This is a genomic window from Pseudarthrobacter sp. IC2-21, assembly GCF_034048115.1.
GTDB classification, from domain to species: Bacteria; Actinomycetota; Actinomycetes; order Actinomycetales; family Micrococcaceae; genus Arthrobacter; species Arthrobacter naphthalenicus.
Map to the genome: position 1 here is coordinate 2,476,049 of NZ_CP139145.1, position 18,470 is coordinate 2,494,518.

Annotated in this window: 15 protein-coding genes; 4 read left to right on the forward strand and 11 right to left on the reverse strand. The window is 66.0% G+C overall.

Annotated features, from left to right (window positions below; translation table 11 throughout):
- Nucleotides 1-105: 105 nt before the first annotated feature.
- The gene (locus SBP01_RS11425) at nucleotides 106-4,881 is read left to right on the forward strand and encodes a DUF4082 domain-containing protein (RefSeq protein ID WP_320535852.1); all 4,776 of its coding nucleotides are present in this window, start codon (nucleotides 106-108) and stop codon (nucleotides 4,879-4,881) included.
- Nucleotides 4,882-4,962: 81 nt separating this feature from the next.
- Here SBP01_RS11425 and SBP01_RS11430 read toward each other — a convergent pair whose 3' ends face one another.
- The 8 genes from SBP01_RS11430 to coaD all read right to left on the reverse strand — a co-directional run bounded on the left by SBP01_RS11430 (nucleotide 4,963) and on the right by coaD (nucleotide 11,229).
- The gene (locus SBP01_RS11430) at nucleotides 4,963-6,006 is read right to left on the reverse strand and encodes a hypothetical protein (protein ID WP_320535853.1); all 1,044 of its coding nucleotides are present in this window, start codon (nucleotides 6,004-6,006) and stop codon (nucleotides 4,963-4,965) included.
- Nucleotides 6,003-7,289 carry an MFS transporter gene (locus SBP01_RS11435; protein WP_320535854.1) on the reverse strand — a complete coding sequence of 429 codons (1,287 nt, stop codon included), beginning with the start codon at nucleotides 7,287-7,289 and terminating at the stop codon, nucleotides 6,003-6,005. The genes SBP01_RS11430 and SBP01_RS11435 overlap by 4 nt, the downstream gene beginning before the upstream one ends.
- 12 nt (nucleotides 7,290-7,301) lie before the next feature.
- Nucleotides 7,302-7,997 carry a hypothetical protein gene (locus SBP01_RS11440; protein WP_320535855.1) on the reverse strand — a complete coding sequence of 232 codons (696 nt, stop codon included), beginning with the start codon at nucleotides 7,995-7,997 and terminating at the stop codon, nucleotides 7,302-7,304.
- Nucleotides 7,998-8,105: 108 nt separating this feature from the next.
- Entirely contained in the window at nucleotides 8,106-9,068 is a 963-nt protein-coding gene (gene mutM, locus SBP01_RS11445; RefSeq protein ID WP_320535856.1) for a bifunctional DNA-formamidopyrimidine glycosylase/DNA-(apurinic or apyrimidinic site) lyase, read from the reverse strand.
- Between the two features lie 9 nt (nucleotides 9,069-9,077).
- Nucleotides 9,078-9,818 (reverse strand): ribonuclease III, encoded by a 741-nt coding sequence (rnc, locus tag SBP01_RS11450; protein WP_320538331.1) that lies wholly within the window; start codon nucleotides 9,816-9,818, stop codon nucleotides 9,078-9,080.
- A gap of 21 nt (nucleotides 9,819-9,839) precedes the next feature.
- Nucleotides 9,840-10,043, reverse strand: coding sequence for a 50S ribosomal protein L32 (rpmF, locus tag SBP01_RS11455; protein ID WP_009356569.1), 204 nt, complete (start codon nucleotides 10,041-10,043; stop codon nucleotides 9,840-9,842).
- Nucleotides 10,044-10,079: 36 nt separating this feature from the next.
- Nucleotides 10,080-10,604: a YceD family protein gene (locus tag SBP01_RS11460; protein ID WP_275215668.1), complete on the reverse strand. Its 525-nt coding sequence runs from the start codon at nucleotides 10,602-10,604 to the stop codon at nucleotides 10,080-10,082.
- A gap of 145 nt (nucleotides 10,605-10,749) precedes the next feature.
- Complete coding sequence (gene coaD, locus SBP01_RS11465) at nucleotides 10,750-11,229, reverse strand: pantetheine-phosphate adenylyltransferase (protein WP_275215667.1); 480 nt, start codon at nucleotides 11,227-11,229, stop codon at nucleotides 10,750-10,752.
- A gap of 43 nt (nucleotides 11,230-11,272) precedes the next feature.
- Between coaD and SBP01_RS11470 the strand changes: the two genes are divergently transcribed.
- The 3 genes from SBP01_RS11470 to SBP01_RS11480 all read left to right on the forward strand — a co-directional run bounded on the left by SBP01_RS11470 (nucleotide 11,273) and on the right by SBP01_RS11480 (nucleotide 14,463).
- Nucleotides 11,273-12,502, forward strand: coding sequence for an aminotransferase class I/II-fold pyridoxal phosphate-dependent enzyme (locus SBP01_RS11470; protein ID WP_320535857.1), 1,230 nt, complete (start codon nucleotides 11,273-11,275; stop codon nucleotides 12,500-12,502).
- Complete coding sequence (locus SBP01_RS11475; RefSeq protein WP_320535858.1) at nucleotides 12,502-13,293, forward strand: fused MFS/spermidine synthase; 792 nt, start codon at nucleotides 12,502-12,504, stop codon at nucleotides 13,291-13,293. Before SBP01_RS11470 ends, SBP01_RS11475 begins: the two co-directional genes overlap by 1 nt.
- Before the next feature lie 192 nt (nucleotides 13,294-13,485).
- Nucleotides 13,486-14,463 (forward strand): ABC transporter substrate-binding protein, encoded by a 978-nt coding sequence (locus SBP01_RS11480; protein WP_320535859.1) that lies wholly within the window; start codon nucleotides 13,486-13,488, stop codon nucleotides 14,461-14,463.
- A gap of 93 nt (nucleotides 14,464-14,556) precedes the next feature.
- On the opposite strand, the gene rsmD is transcribed toward SBP01_RS11480, so the two are convergent.
- The 3 genes from rsmD to SBP01_RS11495 are packed head-to-tail and all read right to left on the reverse strand — an operon-like array spanning nucleotide 14,557 to nucleotide 18,454.
- Nucleotides 14,557-15,162 carry a 16S rRNA (guanine(966)-N(2))-methyltransferase RsmD gene (rsmD, locus tag SBP01_RS11485; RefSeq protein WP_320535860.1) on the reverse strand — a complete coding sequence of 202 codons (606 nt, stop codon included), beginning with the start codon at nucleotides 15,160-15,162 and terminating at the stop codon, nucleotides 14,557-14,559.
- Between the two features lie 9 nt (nucleotides 15,163-15,171).
- A complete protein-coding gene (locus SBP01_RS11490; RefSeq protein ID WP_320535861.1) occupies nucleotides 15,172-17,454 on the reverse strand; it encodes an ATP-dependent DNA helicase RecG in 2,283 nt (760 codons plus the stop codon).
- Entirely contained in the window at nucleotides 17,444-18,454 is a 1,011-nt protein-coding gene (locus tag SBP01_RS11495; protein ID WP_320538332.1) for a DAK2 domain-containing protein, read from the reverse strand. Before SBP01_RS11495 ends, SBP01_RS11490 begins: the two co-directional genes overlap by 11 nt.
- Nucleotides 18,455-18,470: the final 16 nt, after the last annotated feature.

Consider the following 18,470-nt stretch of genomic DNA (forward strand, 5'->3'; position numbering starts at 1 on the left):
ACAACTGAATGTCTTGGTTTGGCTGCCCCTGGGGGGAGCGGCAACGGCCCGAAGCAACTCGCTGCGGGCCTGCTACGCAACAGCGCACTCAATCCAGGAGTTCACATGCCCGTATCCTCAGCCGAGCGTTCCCTGCAGCCCCTGCGGCAGACCGTCCTGGCAGTGACCCTCGCGCTCGTAGCTGCGCTCTTGCCTGTTGGCCTGCCGGCGTCCTTCCTCGCCAGCGCGGCAGCGGCCGACCCCTGCGCTCCCCTGATCAACGCCATCGCATGCGAGAACTCCAAGCCCGGAAGCCCGCCCTCTGAGTGGGATATCTCCGGGGCAGGCGATTCCGACATTCAGGGCTTTGCCACCGAAATCAGTGTCAATGCCGGCCAGCCCATCCGGTTCAAAGTGGACACCACCGCCGCCAACTACACCATCGGCATCTACCGGACCGGCTGGTATCAGGGCCTTGGAGCCCGCAAGATCGCCGACGTTACCCCGTCCGCCCTGCGGCAGAACCAGCCGCAGTGCCGGACGGACGTGAGCACTGAACTCTATGACTGTGGCACCTGGGCTGTTTCGGCGACATGGCAGGTACCCTCGGCCGCCGTCTCCGGTGTCTACATAGCGCTCCTGACCCGCCCTGACAACGGCGACCAGAGCCACATCACCTTCATTGTCCGCAACGATGCGAGCCACTCGGATGTCGTCTTCCAAACATCAGACACGACGTGGCAGGCCTATAACAGCTACGGGGGCTCTAACTTCTACGAAGGAGCGGCAAACGGGCGCGCGTACAAGGTCAGTTACAACCGGCCCGTCAACACCAGGGGCGGTCCGGACGGCCGGGATTTCTACTTCAGCAACGAATATCCGATGGTCCGCTTCCTGGAGAAAAATGGCTATGACGTCAGCTATATCAGCGGCGTGGATACCGATCGCAGCGGAGGCCTGCTTCGCAACCACAAAACGTTCCTTTCAGTGGGGCACGATGAATATTGGTCGGGGGCACAGCGGGCCAATGTGACGGCGGCCCGTGATGCGGGCGTCAATCTCCAGTTCCTCTCCGGAAACGAAATGTACTGGCGCACACGGTACGAACCGTCCGCAGTGGATGGGGCCGGGTACCGGACCATCACCTCCTACAAGGAAACGTGGGCCAACAGCAAGATCGATCCCAGCACTGAATGGACGGGCACGTGGCGCGATCCCCGGTATGCCTCACAGGCCAACGGCGGCGGCCTGCCTGAAAACGGCCTCACGGGCACGCTGTACATGTCGAATTTCTCAGATTTGCCCGTTACCGTCAGCGCCGCGGAAGGTAAGGCCCGGCTTTGGCGCGGCACCTCACTCGCCACTCTCGCGACCGGGACATCGGCCCAGCTGGCCCCGCACACGGTGGGCTACGAATCCAACGAGGACCTGGACAACGGGTTCCGGCCAGCAGGACTCATCCGGCTGTCCACAACCACCGGGCCGGTAGACCAGTACCTTCAGGACTACGGAAACACGGTCAAAGCCGGAACAACCACCCACAACATCACGCTGTACCGTGCGGCCAGCGGGGCCCTGGTTTTCTCCGCGGGCAGCGTTCAGTGGACGTGGGGCCTTGACCAGGAGCATGACGGCCCCGGGGCGCCGGCAGATCCTCGGATGCAGCAGGCTCAAGTGAACCTGCTGGCCGATATGGGCGCCCAGCCGGGAACACGGGACCCTGCGCTCGCGCCCGCCACAGCCAGCACTGATACCGCTGGCCCGGTGGTCACCATAGCCTCCCCTGCCGAAGGTGCTTCAATACCGCAAGGAAGCAGTGTCACTGCCTCCGGGAGTGCCACTGACACCGGGGGAATTGTTTCAGGCGTGGAAGTCTCCACCGACGGCGGAGCTTCCTGGCATCCCGCCCAGGGAAAGCAGAACTGGACGTACACCTACATCCAGAAGGGGCTGTCCAGCGCCACGCTGAAAGTCCGTGCCGTGGACGACAGCGCCAACATCGGCGCCGCGGCAACCCGCAGCCTCAACCTGACCGGCCCTTACACGGTCTTCGGCAGCCAGGTTCCGGCTGTGGTGGATTCCGGGGACGGCGGAGCGTACGAGCTCGGCTTGAAGGTCACCCCAACGGTGGATGGTTTCATCACCGGTGTGCGGTTCTACAAGAGCACCGCCAACACCGGAACGCACGTAGGCTCCCTGTGGAACTCCGCCGGCCAGCGTGTGGCCAGTGCAACCTTCGCAGCGGAAACGGCCAGCGGCTGGCAGAAGGTCCTGTTTTCCCAGCCAGTTGCCGTGGGGGCCGGCCAGACCTACACCGTGTCGTACACAGCGCCGCGTGGCCACTACGCCGCCAAGGACCGCCAGTGGGACAGCTTCGGCTTCAACGATCCGCCGCTGACGGTCGCCGGCGGCTTCGCCAGCCCGCCGGCCGGAGTCTATGGCAGCCCGGATGCCTACCCGACGAGCAGCTACGGCAACGGAAACTATTACGTCGACGCCGTCTTTGACACCACAGACACCACGCCGCTGACGGCCGCAGGGCAGTGGCCCTTGGGCGGTTCGTCAAGCGTTCCGCAATCCACCACGGTGGGGGCCGTCTTCTCCAAGCCGGTAACGGCGTCAAGCGTCCAGCTGAAACTCACGGCCGCTGCCGGGACCGACGTCGCGGGGACCACGGCTTACGACGCTGTGGCACGAAAAGCCACGTTCACGCCTGCGTCCGGCCTCGACCTGGGCACGACCTACACGGCTACGCTCAGTGCCACCGCTTCCAGTGGCGGATCCCTGACGGCGGGCGGAACCTGGTCCTTCACCACCGTTGTCTCACCGCCTGTGCCGGGGACGTGTCCGTGCAGCTTCTATGACGATTCCGTGCTTCCGGGACTCCCGGAAGTCAGGGACGGCGTGCCGCTCACCCTGGGCATTCGGTTCTCCAGCACCACCGACGGCACCGTGACCGGCGTCCGCTTCTACAAGTCCGTAGGAAATACCGGTACGCACACGGGCACGCTGTTCACTGCCTCCGGCCAACAGTTGGCCACCGTGACGTTCGCCAACGAAAGCACCTCCGGTTGGCAGACAGCGTACTTCAACCAGCCTGTTGGCATGACCGCCAATACGGAATACATCATGGCTTACAAGACCACCACCGGCACGTACTCAGCGACCGTCAACGGGTTCGGCCCGGGACTTAGCGCAGGCAATCTGAGGGCATCTTCGGACGCGGGCGCCTACTCCTACTCCAGTGATTTCCCCAATTCCCGTTCAACGGCCAGCTACCTCGTCGATGTGGTGGTCCAGTACCCGGATCCGCCCTTTACCGCCACCGCCCAGTCACCACTGCCCGGCTCATCAAGCGTGGCGCTGAACAGCGCAGTGTCCGCGGTCTTCTCCAAAGCCCTCACGGCATCCACCGTGAAGGCCACCCTCACCGGCCCGGGTACGGCGTCCGTCCAGGGGACGACGGCCTTCGACGCCGCAACGTCCAGGATGACCTTCACCCCCTCGGCCCCGTTGGCTGCCGGCACCACCTACACAGCCACAGTGACAGCCACCTCCGCAACAGGCCAACAGCTCAGTTCCGGCGGCTCCTGGACCTTCACCACAGTCCCGGCACCGCGGACCGAAGGGACCTGCCCCTGCACCCTTTACCAGGACACCGTCACGCCCACGCTGATGGAGGCAAATGACGGCATCCCGGTGGCTTTGGGAGTCCGGTTCGCAAGTTCGGCTGCCGGCACCATTAGCGGCATCCGGTTCTACAAGGCCGCCGGCAATACCGGCACACACACCGGCTCGCTCTTCACCGTCACAGGCCAGCAGCTCGCCACGGTGACCTTCAGCGGGGAAACCTCAGCGGGCTGGCAGACTGCGACCTTCAGCCAGCCGGTGGCCATCGCGGCCGACACGGAATACGTTGCCGCCTACCGCTCCCCCAGCGGCATCTATTCGGCCTCGCCCGGAGGGTTCGCCTCAGGGTTCACCAGCGGTCCGCTCCGCACGGCCTCGGGTTCCGGTTCCTTCTCCTACAGCGGCGACTTCCCGTCGTCGGGCTCCAGCGCCAGCTACCTGGTGGACCTTGTGTTTGAACAGGGCGGCAGCACACCGCCCCCGCCGGCACCCTTGACTGTCACCGCCCAGTCGCCGGCGCCGAATGCAACCGGCGTGGTGCAGAGCGCCCAGCCGAGCCTGACCCTGTCCGCCGCCGTGCAACCAGGATCGGCACTGGTGCTCTCGGCAGGAGGCGGCAACGTATCCGGCTCGTCGGCGCTGTCCGCGGATGCCCGCACCATCACGTTCAGCCCCGCACAGCCCTTACCTTCGAATACGCAGATCACCGCGAGCGCCAGCAACGTTGTGTCCACAACGGGCACCTCGCTCGCTCCCACATCCTGGCAATTCACAACAGTCAACGCGGCGCCGGCGGCCCAGACCCTGTTTTCGTCCATGGTCCCCCAAGTGGCCGCCGCCGCTGACACCCGTGCCATCGAGCTGGGCACGGCGTTCCGGACCACGGCCCCAGGTAGGGTCACCGCCCTCCGCTTCTACAAGGGACCCAGCAACACGGGCATCCACACCGGATCGCTCTGGGATCCGGCAGGTGCCAGGCTGGTCCGCCTGACTTTTACCAATGAAACGGCCACCGGATGGCAGTCCGCGGTATTGGCCAGCCCCATCCGGCTGACCGTCGGCGCCAACTACGTTGTCTCGTACAACGCGCCGGTTGGGCGCTACTCGTACACCCCCAACTTCTTTACCCAGATCTGGTCAAGCGGCGTCCTCCGCGCGCCCACCACCAACGGGTTGTACCGCCTGGGATCAGGAACGGCAGTACCGAACCGGACGGACACCGCCACGAACTACTTCGTTGACGTGGTGTTCGCGCCTGATCCGGCAGGCTGAATGACGTGAACAGACCGGCAGCGGGTTTTCCTCCCGCCGCCGGTCTGTGTGATGACGCAAGCCTCGATGACCGGCTCGGCCTCAGCGCACCACCGACGGCGACCAGGCGTGTTCGATGAAAAGTTCCGGCCGCGAAGCCCCTGCTACGTCCAGCCGCCAAATGTCGCTGTCGCCGGCCGAATCCTCCCGGCCCAGCCCGTACAGCACGGTGTGGCCGTCCAGCCACTCAACCTGGTCGTCAACGTTCCTGGTCTCGGCAAGGAGGGTCTCGGTTCCGGTGGCAATATCCAGGACCGCGATGTTCCAGTGCGGATTGACGCTGCCGGCCATGTTCTTTTTGTACGCAATGCTTTTCCCGTCAGGAGACACGGACGGGCACTCAGCGGCGTCGTGGACGGCCGTGAGCTTCCGGGCCGAAACACTTCCTTCCACCAGCCATGTCCGGCCGTTCGATGCCGCCGTCGCATAGAAGGAATCGGACTGGCCCGGCATGAAGGTGACCCCCCAGATGTTCCGGTCCGACGGACTGACCTGCGCTCCGTTCACCCACAAGGCAAAGTCTTCAAGGCTGCCCGTTCCGGGGCCACCGTCCACCGGACTGATCACTGTCTCGGTCGAAAAGCCTGTTCCGGCATAGGAGTGGCCCGTCACGAAGACCGTTGTTGCCGCGGCACTTCCCGTGCCATCGAGCCTTGTCCGGCTGGGGATCCCCCGCAGCGCCCAGCTGCGGACCTCCTGCCAGTTCCTGTCGTAGAGTGCCGCCTCGTAGCTGGTGACCAGGCCACGGTTCGTCCGCAGGCACATCACTTCCCGTCTCGTCCCGTAGACACGGTCGCAGGCCGCACCGCCCACCGCCCGTTCCGCTCCCGGAGCGGACAACAGCACTGTGGCAGCCTGGCCATAGCCCTGGCCCGAGGCGGTGTTGCGGAACAGGACAAACGGCTGGTCCGGAAGCGACGATCCGGCCGCGGCGATCGCAGCGGAGGATGTTGCCAGGCTGGCAGCCTGAAAGCGCTGGAACGCCTGGGCGGCGTACACGCCAGCGCCGGCGACCACACTGACAGTCACCACAAGGAGGATGACCCACCGAAGCTTTCCGTCGGGCTCCCACCGGTTCCGGGTCATGCCACGCGCTTCTCTTGCCCGATCCCGTGAAGGATGAACGGCGATGCCGCGACGGCGACGGCCAACAGGCAGCCAACGGCAACCATCGCCGTCGTCGGCCCAACTGCGAACCAGAGGACCCCGAAACCTGCCGAAGCAGCCATCCGGCTCACCGCCACTACCGTCTGCGCTGCGCCAATGCCCGTGGCCAGCCTCTCAACCGGTGTGAGCTGGCCGGCAAGTGCTGCCAGCACCCCGTCCGTGGCCGCATAGAAAATGCCCAGAAGGACCAGGCAGCCGAGCGTGGGTCCGATTCCCGCGAACGGCATGGCGGCCAGCAGGTAGCAGGCGAGAAGCGCCGCGTGCCCTGTGATGAAGACCTTGGCTTTGCCCCACCGGTCGGCGAGCCTGCCCATCGGGATGGCAAGCAAAAGGAACACCAGGTTCGTGCCCACATATAGCAGCGGGAACCACTGCACGGCGAAGGAATTCTTATCCTGGAGGACGAGGTAGATGAAGCCGTCTCCCACGGTCAGCAGCCCCAGGACGCCGGCGACGATGAGCAGGCGCCCAAGCCCCGGTTCCCGGAGCATGCCCCAGCGGAACGCAAATGCCTGACTTTTCCGGGTGTCCCCCGGGCGGCGTCCTCCGGCCCGCAGATCCGGGACGAACAGAACCAGCGCCGCCACGCCGATGACCGCGAACGCCAACGACACCACAAAGACTGTCAGGTAGCCGTTGGGGATGAGCATCAGAATGAAGAATGCCAGGAGCGGACCGGTGGCGGCGCCGATGTTATCGAGCATGCGGTGGACGCCGAAGTGCCTGGCCAGATGTTCGGGCTGCGCCGATACCGTGACCAGCGCGTCGCGGGGAGCGGTGCGGATTCCCTTGCCGATTCTGTCGCCAGTGATGATCGCTGTCAGGGACCAAAAGCCGCCGGCAAAAAGCAGACCGATTCTGGCCGCCGCCGACAGCCCGTACCCGGCCAGGGCCACCCGCTTGGGATGGCCGATCCGGTCAGCAGTCCACCCGGCGGCGATCCGGACCAGGGCGCTTGCCCCCTGGTTGAGGCCGTCAAGCACGCCAAACGCGATCACCGAGAGCCCCAGGAAGCCTGTGATGTACAGGGGCAGGATGGCTGCCACGGACTCTGAGGAGACGTCGGTGAACATACTGACCACACCAAGCCACACTATGGTGTGGGAGAGTTTGAACCGGGTTCCGGGCCGGCGGGTCCGGCCTGCCGTGACCACCTGTTCGTCCTTCTTGCCGCCGTTGCGGTCTGACACGGAAAGGTACATCAGCGGGTCCGTTTACGCATGGAGGGTGGCCAGAAGTGTGAACCGCGTGCTTCCGGTACCCGTGGTGGTGATGGCTACCGTCACAGTGTCAGTCCCGCGTGAGAGGCGGACGGACCGGCCATCCCCGGAAGACACTGATTCGGACTGGAAGCCCAGGGCCAGCAGTGACTGCTGGAAATGACCTATGGTCTGGAGAGGAGTCAGGTCCACAATACCGACCGCGCTGGCCTGCAGGGTCCGGTCCTCGGAGCTCACACTCGTCGACACCACCGCTGTCCGGTCGGGGAAGGTCACGACGTTGGCGGGGAAGCCGTCCACTACCTTGCCCTGGGCTGACGCGGGTGCGGGCAGCGGAGTCCGGATCAGGGCGGCCGGCGGCGAAGGCATGGGCAGCCCCGTTGGGGCATCACTGGCTGGCGGCAGAACCTCCTGGATCCGGCGTCCTGCCGGATCGGAGGGACCCTGTGAAGGAGTCACGCCGGCGTCAGGGGGTGCCACCGCAGCCGACGGCGATTCCGTGCCGCTTCCAGGTGCTGCGGCGGTCCCGGTCCCGGAGGGCTGCGGGACACTGCTGTCCACCGGTCCGGTGCCGTTGACCGCTGCGGGCGGGGCTTTGGCGGGCTGTGATGCCTGATCCAGCACGACAGCTGTTCCGCCCAGGGCAACAGCTGCAATGACTCCGGCGAGTACCAGTTTCTTCGCGATCATGGCTCCGCCAAGGCCACCGCGGTAATGACACCCCAGGCTTTCATGCGCCCAGTCTGCCAACGGAACCCGCATTGGGGAACCGCAGAATCCGCAGACTTTTCCTGTGCTCTACCAGCGACCGTTCCGTGGTCGCGGCTGACAGACAGGGCACGTGTAGGAGGACCGGTTCATGAACTGTTCGCGGCGGATGAGGGAGTTAATTCCGACGGCGGCGCACCGGTTGCAGGGCTGCCCTTCCCTGCCGTAGGCGTTCAGGGAGCGGTCGAAGTAGCCGGAGGCGCCGTTGACGTTCACGTACAGGGAGTCGAAGCTGGTTCCGCCTGCCTCGAGGGCATCGAGCATGACTTCGCGGGCGCTGGTGATCACGCGTTCCGCATCCGAACGGCGCAGCTTGTCCGTGGGGCGGGCGTAATGCAGGCCGGCACGCCACAGGGATTCGTCCGCGTAGATGTTTCCGATGCCTGAGACCAGCCCCTGGTCCAAAAGGGCGCGCTTGAGGCCGGTCCTGCGTTTCCTGAGCCGGCTGTAGAAGAGCCCGAAGGAGAAGGCGGGGTCCAGGGGGTCCCGGGCGATATGAGCCGCCTCTTCGGCAATCAGCGGAAGCGGCGATTCGGCGAGGCCGCCGGGACCGCCGTCGTCCGTGGGCACCAGGTCCGTCACAAAAAGGCCGCCGAAAATGCGCTGGTCCACAAACCGCAGTTCGTCCGGCATGCCGTCGGCGGGGCTCAGGCGGAGGCGGACCTTCAGGTGTTTCTCGTCCGGAACGGAAGGGTCCTGCATCAGCAGTTGACCGCTCATTCCAAGGTGGGCCATCAGGGCGACGGCCGGCACAGACTGTTCCGGAGGGGCCTCTGCGGACGGGGTGTCGCGCAGTGGCATCCACAGGAATTTTCCGCGGCGCACCACGTCCACCACCGTGGTGCCCTGGAGGTTCCCGATAAAGTCCTCGGGACCGAGGGCGTGGCGGCGGAGCGATCGGGGGTCCAGGACCTCAACGGAGGTAATGGTGCGGCCGCGGAGCCATCTCACCAGCCCGCGTCGGACCACTTCAACTTCAGGCAGTTCGGGCAAGGCCGGACCTTAGGCGCCGGGCGCGGGCTCGGCTGATCCGCCGGCCGCGGTTCCCTTGGCCGCCGCTTCCTTGGCTGCCGACAGGGTACGCCAAGCGTCCGCGGCAGCTTCCTGTTCGGCTTCCTTCTTGGAATGGCCGGAACCGTTGCCGTACGGCTTGCCGCCGATGTTCAGGACCGCCTTGAAGGTGCGGGCGTGATCCGGACCGGCACCCTCGACCGCGTAGAAAATGGTGCCGAGCTGACGGCTGGCGGCCAATTCCTGGATGCTGGTCTTCCAGTCGGTGCCGGCGCCAAGGGCTGCTGCGTCCTTGAGGAGCGGGCCGATCAGCCGCATGACCAGCTGCCGTGCGGTTTCGATGTCATTGGACACGTAGGTGGCGCCGATGAGCGCTTCCATGGTGTCCGCCAGGATGGAGGCCTTGTTCTTACCCTCGGTGAGCTTTTCGCCCTGCCCCAGGTAGATGTAGTCGCCGATGCCCAGGCTCCGGCCAATGCCCGCCAGGGCCCTTGTGCTGACCACCGCGGAGCGGCGTTTCGCAAGGTCGCCTTCGGGCAGCGTCGGGTTGTCCCGGTACAGGGCGTCCGTCACGGAGAAACCCAGGATGGAGTCGCCGAGGAACTCGAGCCGCTCATTGGTGGGGATGCCGCCGTTTTCGTAGGCGTAGGAACGGTGTGTCAGAGCAAGACGAAGCGTCCCGGCGTCAATGGAGACACCGAGACGCTTCAGAAGCTCTTCAGTTGAAGACATCATGTCAGCCTTGGGGGCCGATTAGACGTCTGCGACCTTGCGGCCCTTGTACTCAAGGAACAGCGCAGTGCCAGCCGAGTCGGTAACGACCTTTGCCTGGTGCGGCAGGCTGTAAGTAACCTGGCCGTTCTCGACAGTCTTCACCAGGTGGGGGGCAGTTGCCTTCCACTGGGAGCGGCGGGCGCGGGTATTCGAGCGAGACATTTTCCGCTTCGGGACAGCCACGGCTAACTCATTTCTCTCTAGACAAACACGTACAAATCAGTTTTGCCGGTCAGGCTTAGCCAAGTCAGCCAGGGCGGCCCAGCGAGGATCTACAACCTCGTGGTGATGCCCCGGCTCGTCTTCCAGGCGCGCTCCGCATTCGGAGCAAAGGCCCTGGCAGTCTTCCCGGCACACCGGCTGGAACGGCAGCATGGTTACAACTGCGTCCCGCAACACCGGCTCAAGATCGATCAGATCGTGCTCGACTCGACGTTGCTCTTCTTCGTCTTCTTCATCCGAAAGCAGGACGCCTTCATAGAAGAAAAGTTCTTGCACATTGACCTCAAGGTCATACGCAAGGGGATCCAGGCATCGGCCGCATTCGCCTGTAACTTCGGCGAGCGCGGTTCCTGATACCAGAATTCCTTCGTGTACGGCCTCAAGCCTCAGGTCCAGCTCGATATCCGAGCCTTCCTGAACGCCAATGAGTGCCACGCCAAAATCCTTTGGCGCGGGTACATGTTCTTTCAGCGTCCGCATGCTGCCCGGGCTGCGCCCGAGATCCTTGACGTCGAACGCCAAGGGCGAACTAGCATCTCGTTTAATGAGAACTCCTGTTGAACATATGACCGACGTACTATCTTAGCCTGAAGAGCCGCAGGGACTCAAACCGGGCGTCGGACAGCCGCCGAAGTACCGGACAAGCCTACCCTCTTGAGCGCGGGTCCTACGCCGACTCGCCTGAGAGCAGCCTTTTTTGCACGGAACGCGGTACATAGTCCGAGACGCTGCCGCCCAGGCTCGCCACTTCCTTGATGAGGGTGGAGGACAAATGCAGGTAGTGTGCCTCGGCCGGCAGGAACACGGTTTCAACGCCGCTGAGCTGGCGGTTCATGGTGGCCATCGGGAGTTCGTAATCAAAGTCCGACGACGACCGGAGGCCCTTCACGATCGCGGACACACCACGCTGGCGGCAATACTCAGCCAACAGGCCCTCCCCCACCGGCTCCACCACGATGCCCTGCAGCGACGCCAGCGTTTCGCGGGCCATGTCGATCCGGTCCCCCAGGCTGAACCTGTACTTCTTGGCGTAGTTGGTGGATACCGCCACAATGACTTCGTCAAAAAGCCCGGAGGCGCGGGCAATGACCTCGAGGTGACCGTTGTGGATGGGGTCATAGGATCCGGGGCAGACAGCGCGTCTCATGCACCGAACCTACCGCATGCGAAGGCCGGGATACCATGACTGCATGCATCCACCACGGCAACTTTCCCTGCCCGCAGCAACGGCTCCGTGGCAGCGGACAGCGGCCGGCGCGAACCTCCTGGGCCCCGCCGGCCAGCTCGGCGTCACCATCTTCGAGGAGATGACCACCCTGGCGGCGCGCACCGGCGCCATCAACCTGGGGCAGGGCTTTCCGGACGAGGACGGACCGGCTGAGATCAAGGCCGCAGCCATGGCCGCCATCGAGTCCGGGGCCAACCAATATGCGCCCGGCAAGGGCCTTCCGGAGCTGCGTGAGGCTGTCGCGGCGCACCAGGCCCGGTTCTATGGCCTGACTCCGGATCCGCTGACGGAGGTCATTGTCACCACCGGAGCCACCGAGGCCATCGCCGCCGCCCTGCTGGCATTCGTAGGCCCGGGCGATGAAGTGCTGACCTTCGAGCCGTTCTACGACTCCTACGGCGCCGTCATCGGACTGGCGGGGGCCACCCACACCACCGCTCCGCTGATTTCCCCCGATTTCTTACCGGACATGGCGGCCCTCGAGGCGGCGTTCACGGACCGGACCCGCGTGGTTCTGCTGAACAACCCCCACAACCCCACCGGCGCAGTGTTCCCCCGCCAGGTCCTTCAGCGCGTCGTCGAGCTCGCCGTAAAGTTCGATTGCCTGATCATCACCGACGAGGTCTACGAGCACCTGACCTTCGGCGCCAGCCACCTTCCCGTCGCGACGCTGCCGGGAGCCGCCGAAAGGACCATCACCATCTCCTCGGCGGGAAAGACCTTCTCCTTCACGGGCTGGAAAATCGGCTGGCTGACCGGACCGGAACAGCTGGTGGCGGCTGTCCGCACGGTCAAGCAATTCCTGACCTACAGTTCCGGCACGCCGTTCCAGGCCGCCATTGCCACCGGGCTGGCGTTGCCGGACGAATTCTTCCAGGGGATTTCGGCCACACTGCAGAAGAAGCGGGACATCCTCAGCGATGGCCTCCGGGCCGCCGGCTTCGATGTCTTTACCCCGCAGGGCACCTACTTCGTCAACGTTGATACCGCACCCCTCGGCATTGCCGACGCCGTGGACCTGGCCCGCCGGCTGCCCGCCCTGGTGGGGGTGGCCGCGATCCCCGTGCCCGTCTTCTGCCACCCCGAGGGTGCCGCACGGACCCGGAGCCTGCTCCGTTTCGCGTTCTGCAAGAAGGTGGAGGTCCTCGAGGAGGCTGCCGCCCGGCTGGCCACCCTGACCGGGAAGCTGTGATGGCGGAGCCCGACGGCACCCGGGCCGCCAGCCGCTTCCTGCGCACCACCGGGCAGCATGCGGTGATCGAGCCCGACACGTTCACGGAGGGCGGTTTTGTGCTGAGCATCGGAGGGGCCGAGCAGTCCCACGTCGATTTGGCCGACCCCGCCGACATCTTCTACGAGTACCTGCGCAGGATCGGGCACGTGGTGGATCTTGCGGCCCCGTGGGGTGAGCCCATCACGGCCCTCCACCTGGGCGCCGGCGCCCTCACGCTGGCCCGCTACATCCAGGCCACCCGGCCGGGGTCCGTGCAGTACGCCGTGGAGCTGGAGCGTGAACTGCTGGACTTCGTGCTGCAGCAGCTCCCGATGCCGGCGGGAACGCGGCTGCACACGGTGATCAGCGACGCCCGGGAGTCGCTGTCCGCGCTGCCCGCGGAATTGCGCTTCGACGTCGTCATTCTGGACATTTTCTCCGGGCCGGAGGCGCCGGAACACATCGCCTGCACCGGGTTTTACCAGGAGGCCGCGGCTCGGCTGACCCCGCGGGGCGTGCTGATCGTGAACGTGGGCGACGAGCCGGGCCTCACGCTGGTGCGGAGCCAGGTCGCAGCGATGCGCCGGGCCATGACCGACGTTGCGGCGTTCGCGGAGACCGGCATGTTCGCGGGCCGCTACCCCGGCAACATCATCCTCGCCGGCACGCAGTCCGCCTGGCCTGACGCCTGGACCGCGGCACTGACCGCCCGCGGCCCGCACCCGGCAAAGGTACTCGCCGGTGTTGAGCTGGACGTGCTCTCGGACTGAGCCGCAGCCCAGCCCACCCGCAGTCGCCCCTGCCGTGCGGGGACTCTGCCGGGCGGAAATAAAGCGTTGGGGAAAATTATCATTGACAGTTTCAACTATATGGGTTGTTATCTATATACCTTCGCGGGACCGCAGAGTTTGCCTGGCAGCGGACCCGATCGTTGATAACTCGCCCCAAGGAAGTGGACTGTTATGAAAAAGCTAAAACTGGCCGTTGCCGGCGTTGCCGCGGCGTTGCTGCTCAGCGGCTGCGGCGGCGGATCGCCGTCGGGCTCCACCTCGTCCTCTGCCGCGGCCGGAGGCGACGGTGTACGCAACATCAGCGTTGGTGTCATCTCGATCGCGCCGTCCGCTGCCGTGCAGCTGGGCATCGACGAGGGCATCTTTGAGAAGCACAAGCTGAAGGTCGAGCTGCAGAGCGGGCAGGGCGGGGCAGCCATGCTGCCGGCGGTTTCCACCGGCACGATGAACTTCTCCGTGGGTAACCCGCTGTCCGTACTCCTGGCCAAGAACAAGGGCCTGGACATGAAGATTGTCTCCGGGTTTTCGAATTCCCTCCCCACCGGCAATGACATCAATGGCGTCGTCGCCAAGGCCAACTCCGGCATCACCACGGCCAAGGACCTGGTGGGCAAGAAAGTGGCCGTCAACACCATCAATGCCCAGGGAGACCTGACCATCAAGGAAGTGGTGTCCAAACAGGGCGGCGATCCGGGCGGGGTCCAGTTCCTTGAGCTGCCGTTCCAGGACATGGGGGCCCAGCTGGCCCAGGGGAATGTGGACGCCGTCTGGGTTCCCGAACCGTTCCTCTCCGGCCTGCTGGCCGACGGCAACAAACTGGTGACGTACAACAACCAGGAGGCAATCCCGGGCCTGCCCACCATGGTGACCTTCACCAGCGGCAGCTACGCCCAACAGAATCCCCAGGAGGTGGCTGACTTCAAGGCGGCCATGACGGAGACTCTCGCCCTGGCGCAGAGCAACCCGGACAAGGTCCGGGCACTGCTGCCCGCGTTTATGAAGATGCCGGAGTCGGTGGCCAAGAACCTGCGGCTCGAAGCATTCGACGGGAAGCTGGATGCGGGAACGCTGGGCAAACTTGGCGACCTGATGGCCAAATACGGCATTGTGCCTTCGGCGCCGGATGTTTCGGGCACGATCCTGAAATAGCGGTTGCCGGGTGACCGGACGGGGACGACGGCGGGAACTCCGCCGTCGTCCCTCTGCATCCTGCAAGGGGGGTGCTTCCGCCGGGGGGAGGCGCTACGCCATGGCCTCCACGCCGGGAACGATGGCGTCCGGCACTGAGGGTTCCGCGAACCAGAGCTTGGTTTCGCCGTACTTCCGTTCCGCAAACCGTTCAAGGCCCGCGGGCCAGCCGGGTTCGGGCGAGCGCGAGGAACGCTCCACCACCACCACCGCGGCCGGGGCGAGATGCGGCGCGAGTTTGGCCAGGACTGCGGACACGGCAACCTCGTCCAGCGGGTAGGGCGGATCCAGGAAAATAAGGTCCCAGTGGGTGTCCTCGGCCGTCCGCTCCAGGAACGGCTCCACCCTGGAGCGGTGGACCGTGACGGCCTTGCGGCCCACCGCGCCGTTGACGAGGTCGGCATTGCGCTGGCAGACCGAACTTGCCTTGCCATCGGATTCCACCAGATCCACGGAGCTGGCTCCCCTGCTGCCGCTCTCCACCCCCAGCGCCCCGGACCCGGCGTAAAGATCCAGGACCCGGGCATCGGCAATGACCCCGAAGGCGTCAAGGCGGGAGAAGAGCGCCTCCTTGACGCGGTCCGTGGTGGGCCGGGTCATGGACCCCGGGACGCTGACCAGCGGTGTCCCGCCGGCGGCGCCCGCAATGATGCGGCTCATGCCCGCGTCCTATCCGCGTTCAAGGAACGCCTCCTTCTCGGGGTTCAGGTATTCGTCAATGGCTTCGGCGAGGCGGGGATGCCGTACCAGCGCCGGGTCCGATCCCACCACGTCCTGGGCGTCCTTCCTTGCCCGGGCAATGATGTCCTCGTGCTCCAGCACCCGCAACAGTTTCAGGGTGGAACGGCCGCCGGACTGGGACGCGCCCAGGATGTCGCCTTCGCGCCGCAGCTTGAGGTCTTCCTGGGAAAGCACAAACCCGTCCGTCGTGGAGGCCACCGCGTCCAGCCGGCGCCGGCTCGGGTGGCCCGGTTCCAGGCTGGTGACCAGCAGGCAGGTGCCCGGGAGGCCGCCGCGGCCAACGCGGCCGCGCAGCTGGTGAAGCTGGGAGATGCCGAAGCGGTCGGCGTCGAGGATCACCATGAGTGTGGCGTTGTGGACGTCCACACCCACTTCGATCACGGTGGTGGACACCAGGAGTTTGGTCCGGTTGGCGGTGAAGTCGGCCATGGCGGCGTTTTTCACCGCAGTGTCCAGGCGGCCGTGCATCGGTCCCAGCGGCACGCCGGCGAGGGCGGGTTCCTGGAGCAACTGCTCGACGACGGCGGTGACGGACGCGAGTTCGCGTTCGCCGCCGTCGCCTGCCAGGGCAGCCGCGGACGGTTCCGCTTCGCCGGGGCTGAAATCGCCGTCGTCGTCCGTTCCGATCCGGGGGCACACGACGTAGACCTGGTGCCCGGCGTCGATTTCCTCGCGCGAACGCGACCAGATCCGCGCTGCCCAGCCGGGGTTTTCGGCCAGGCCCACCACGTGGGTTGAGATCGGCGCGCGCCCTGCGGGGAGCTCGTCCAGGATGGAGGTCTCGAGATCGCCGAAGACTGTCATGGCCACGGTCCGGGGAATGGGGGTGGCCGTCATGACCAGCAGGTGCGGCGGCTTGTTGGCCTTGGACCGGAGGACGTCGCGCTGCTCCACGCCGAACCGGTGCTGTTCGTCCACCACGATCAGGCCCAGGTCATAGAACGCGACGTTCTCGCTCAGCAGCGCGTGCGTGCCGATCACGATGCCGGCGGCACCGGAGGCGGCATCGAGCAGGGCCCGTTTGCGGGCTGCCGTGGACATGGATCCGGTGAGCAGGGTGACCTGCACGGCACCTTCGGCCAGGCTTCCCAGCAGCCCGTCCGGGGACAGCATGGGATCGCGGGAGAGGGAGCCCAGGGTTCGGCGGATGGATTCGAAGTGCTGGGCGGCGAGGACCTCGGTGGGTGCGAGCAGTGCCGCCTGGCCGCCGGCGTCCACCACCTGCAGCATGGCCCGCAGCGCCACAATGGTCTTGCCGGAGCCCACCTCCCCCTGCAGGAGCCGGTTCATGGGGCTGTCCTGCGCAAGTTCGGCGGCAAGGGTTTTTCCTACGGCGGCCTGTCCGGCGGTGAGCGTGAAGGGCAGTTGCCGGTCGAAGGCCGTCAGCAGGCCCTCCGCGGCGGGGCGGCGGGCGGTGGCTTCCTCGGCCGCGAGCTGGGCACGGCGCCGGGCCAGTGCGGCCTGCAGGACCAGGGCTTCCTGGAACCGGAGCCGGTCCTGGGCGCGCCTCCAGTCGGCCTGCGTTTCGGGTTTGTGGATGAGCCGGTAGGCCTCCGCCACTGGCAGGAACTTTTCCCTGCGGGTGACGTCGGCCGGAAGCGGGTCCGGCAGGGCCTCCAGATCGACGGTTTGGAGGAGTGTGTCGATCACTTTCTGGATGGACCAGCTGGTGAGCTTTGCCGTGGCCGGGTACACCGGGACGGGCATGGCTGCGAGCTTTTCCGGGTCCATGCCGGGCATGTCCGGGTCTTCGTCCAGGAGGTTGAAGTCCGGGTTGGTCAGGCCGAGCGAGTTGCCGTACCGGGTTACTTTGCCGGAGAACATGACGCGCCGGCCCGGCAGGAGTTCCGCCTGGGCGCGGTAACCGCTGAAGAAGGTGATTTTGAGGGTGCCGTGCCCGCTGCCGGCGCTGACGGAGGCCAGGCGCGGACGGCCGTGGGAGGCGGCGTCATCGGTGATGATGACATCGGTAATGGACCCGCGGCGGGTCTGCATTCTGCGGGTGCTGTTGGAGAGGACCCGGGCGATGAGGGTGACTTCCTCGTCGACGGGCAGTTCGTCGATAGGTGTCAGCTCGCCCCGGTTGAGGTAGCGGCGGGGGAAGTAGTTCAGCAGCCCGCCCACGGTGCTGATGCCCAAATGTTTTTCGATGGCCGAGGCTGACCGTTTTCCGATCAGGCGTTCAAGGCGCTGGCCGAGTTCAGCGCTCATGTCCAGAGGAGCTCGCTGGAGCTGGTTCGGGATCCCGGGCTATGGCGAGTTCGCTGACGGTGAGTTCCGAGGGGTGGCCCAGGGAGCGGATCAGGGCAACGGCCGGGGTGGCGTCCGGAACGTGGACGTGGACGCGCCAGCGGTAGTTGCCGTCCGGCTCCGCGGCGTTGCCCACCTGGCTCATGATGACGGAATCGCCGATCTCATCCAGCCGTTGCCGGAGGGTGGCTGCGTTCAGCGGTGAGAGGCTGATGGTGCACATGACCTCAACGCCGTCGTCATCGGGCATGGTGGCGTGGATGTGGGGGTCCTGGACGTCGTAGCCGTGCAGCCCGTCGAGGAGTTCGCCCTGCAGGCCCTCCCCCAGGACAGCGGAGCGGAGGCAATCGAGGATCAGCAGCATGCCAACGCCCCCGGCGTCGACCACATGGGCAGCTTCGAGGGCGGCCAGCTGGCCCTCCGTGCTGACCACCGCTCCCAGCGCCCCCTCGACGGCGGCATCCAGGGTTTTGCCCAGGGCAAGGTTGCTGTCGTCGCCGTTGTGGCCGGCATCCACTGCGGCGGCGGCCCGGGCGGCGGCTTCCATTACTGACAGCATGGTGCCCGGCACGGGGTCGCTCAACGCGGACCAGGCACGGATCTGGGCACGGTTCAGGGCCGCGGCCAGCAGCGCCGACGTGAGGCGGGTGTGCCCTTCCAGCGGCTCCGCGGCGGCGCAGAGGAACACAGCGAAAAGGGTGCCGGAGTTACCGCGGGCCTGCTCCATGGCGGCCCGGCCGGCGTGCGCCAGCACTGCTCCCACATCCGTCTGTGCCGGGTCCGCAGGGGCGGCGGGGTCCTGGCCTGCGTGGTAGCTGTGCAGGGCACGGGCGGCCGCGCGGACGGTGAGGTACAGGTTGGTGCCGGTATCGCCGTCGGCCACGGGGAAGATGTTGATGGCGTTGATGCGGTCGCTGTGGTTGGCGATGGCTGTTTCGGCCTGGTCCAACCACCGCTTCATCGCCTGGGCATTCGCG

Bases quoted from the DNA above. Each gene is read 5' to 3' on its own strand.
- SBP01_RS11475 (WP_320535858.1), top strand. From the start codon at position 12,502: ATGGCGGAGCCCGACGGCACCCGGGCCGCCAGCCGCTTCCTGCGCACC.
- SBP01_RS11430 (WP_320535853.1), bottom strand. From the start codon at position 6,006: ATGACCCGGAACCGGTGGGAGCCCGACGGAAAGCTTCGGTGGGTCATC.
- rsmD (WP_320535860.1), bottom strand. From the start codon at position 15,162: ATGAGCCGCATCATTGCGGGCGCCGCCGGCGGGACACCGCTGGTCAGC.
- SBP01_RS11495 (WP_320538332.1), bottom strand. From the start codon at position 18,454: ATGAAGCGGTGGTTGGACCAGGCCGAAACAGCCATCGCCAACCACAGC.
- rnc (WP_320538331.1), bottom strand. From the start codon at position 9,818: ATGTCTTCAACTGAAGAGCTTCTGAAGCGTCTCGGTGTCTCCATTGAC.
- SBP01_RS11490 (WP_320535861.1), bottom strand. From the start codon at position 17,454: ATGAGCGCTGAACTCGGCCAGCGCCTTGAACGCCTGATCGGAAAACGG.
- SBP01_RS11480 (WP_320535859.1), top strand. From the start codon at position 13,486: ATGAAAAAGCTAAAACTGGCCGTTGCCGGCGTTGCCGCGGCGTTGCTG.
- SBP01_RS11425 (WP_320535852.1), top strand. From the start codon at position 106: ATGCCCGTATCCTCAGCCGAGCGTTCCCTGCAGCCCCTGCGGCAGACC.
- SBP01_RS11440 (WP_320535855.1), bottom strand. From the start codon at position 7,997: ATGATCGCGAAGAAACTGGTACTCGCCGGAGTCATTGCAGCTGTTGCC.
- coaD (WP_275215667.1), bottom strand. From the start codon at position 11,229: ATGAGACGCGCTGTCTGCCCCGGATCCTATGACCCCATCCACAACGGT.
- SBP01_RS11435 (WP_320535854.1), bottom strand. From the start codon at position 7,289: ATGTACCTTTCCGTGTCAGACCGCAACGGCGGCAAGAAGGACGAACAG.
- SBP01_RS11470 (WP_320535857.1), top strand. From the start codon at position 11,273: ATGCATCCACCACGGCAACTTTCCCTGCCCGCAGCAACGGCTCCGTGG.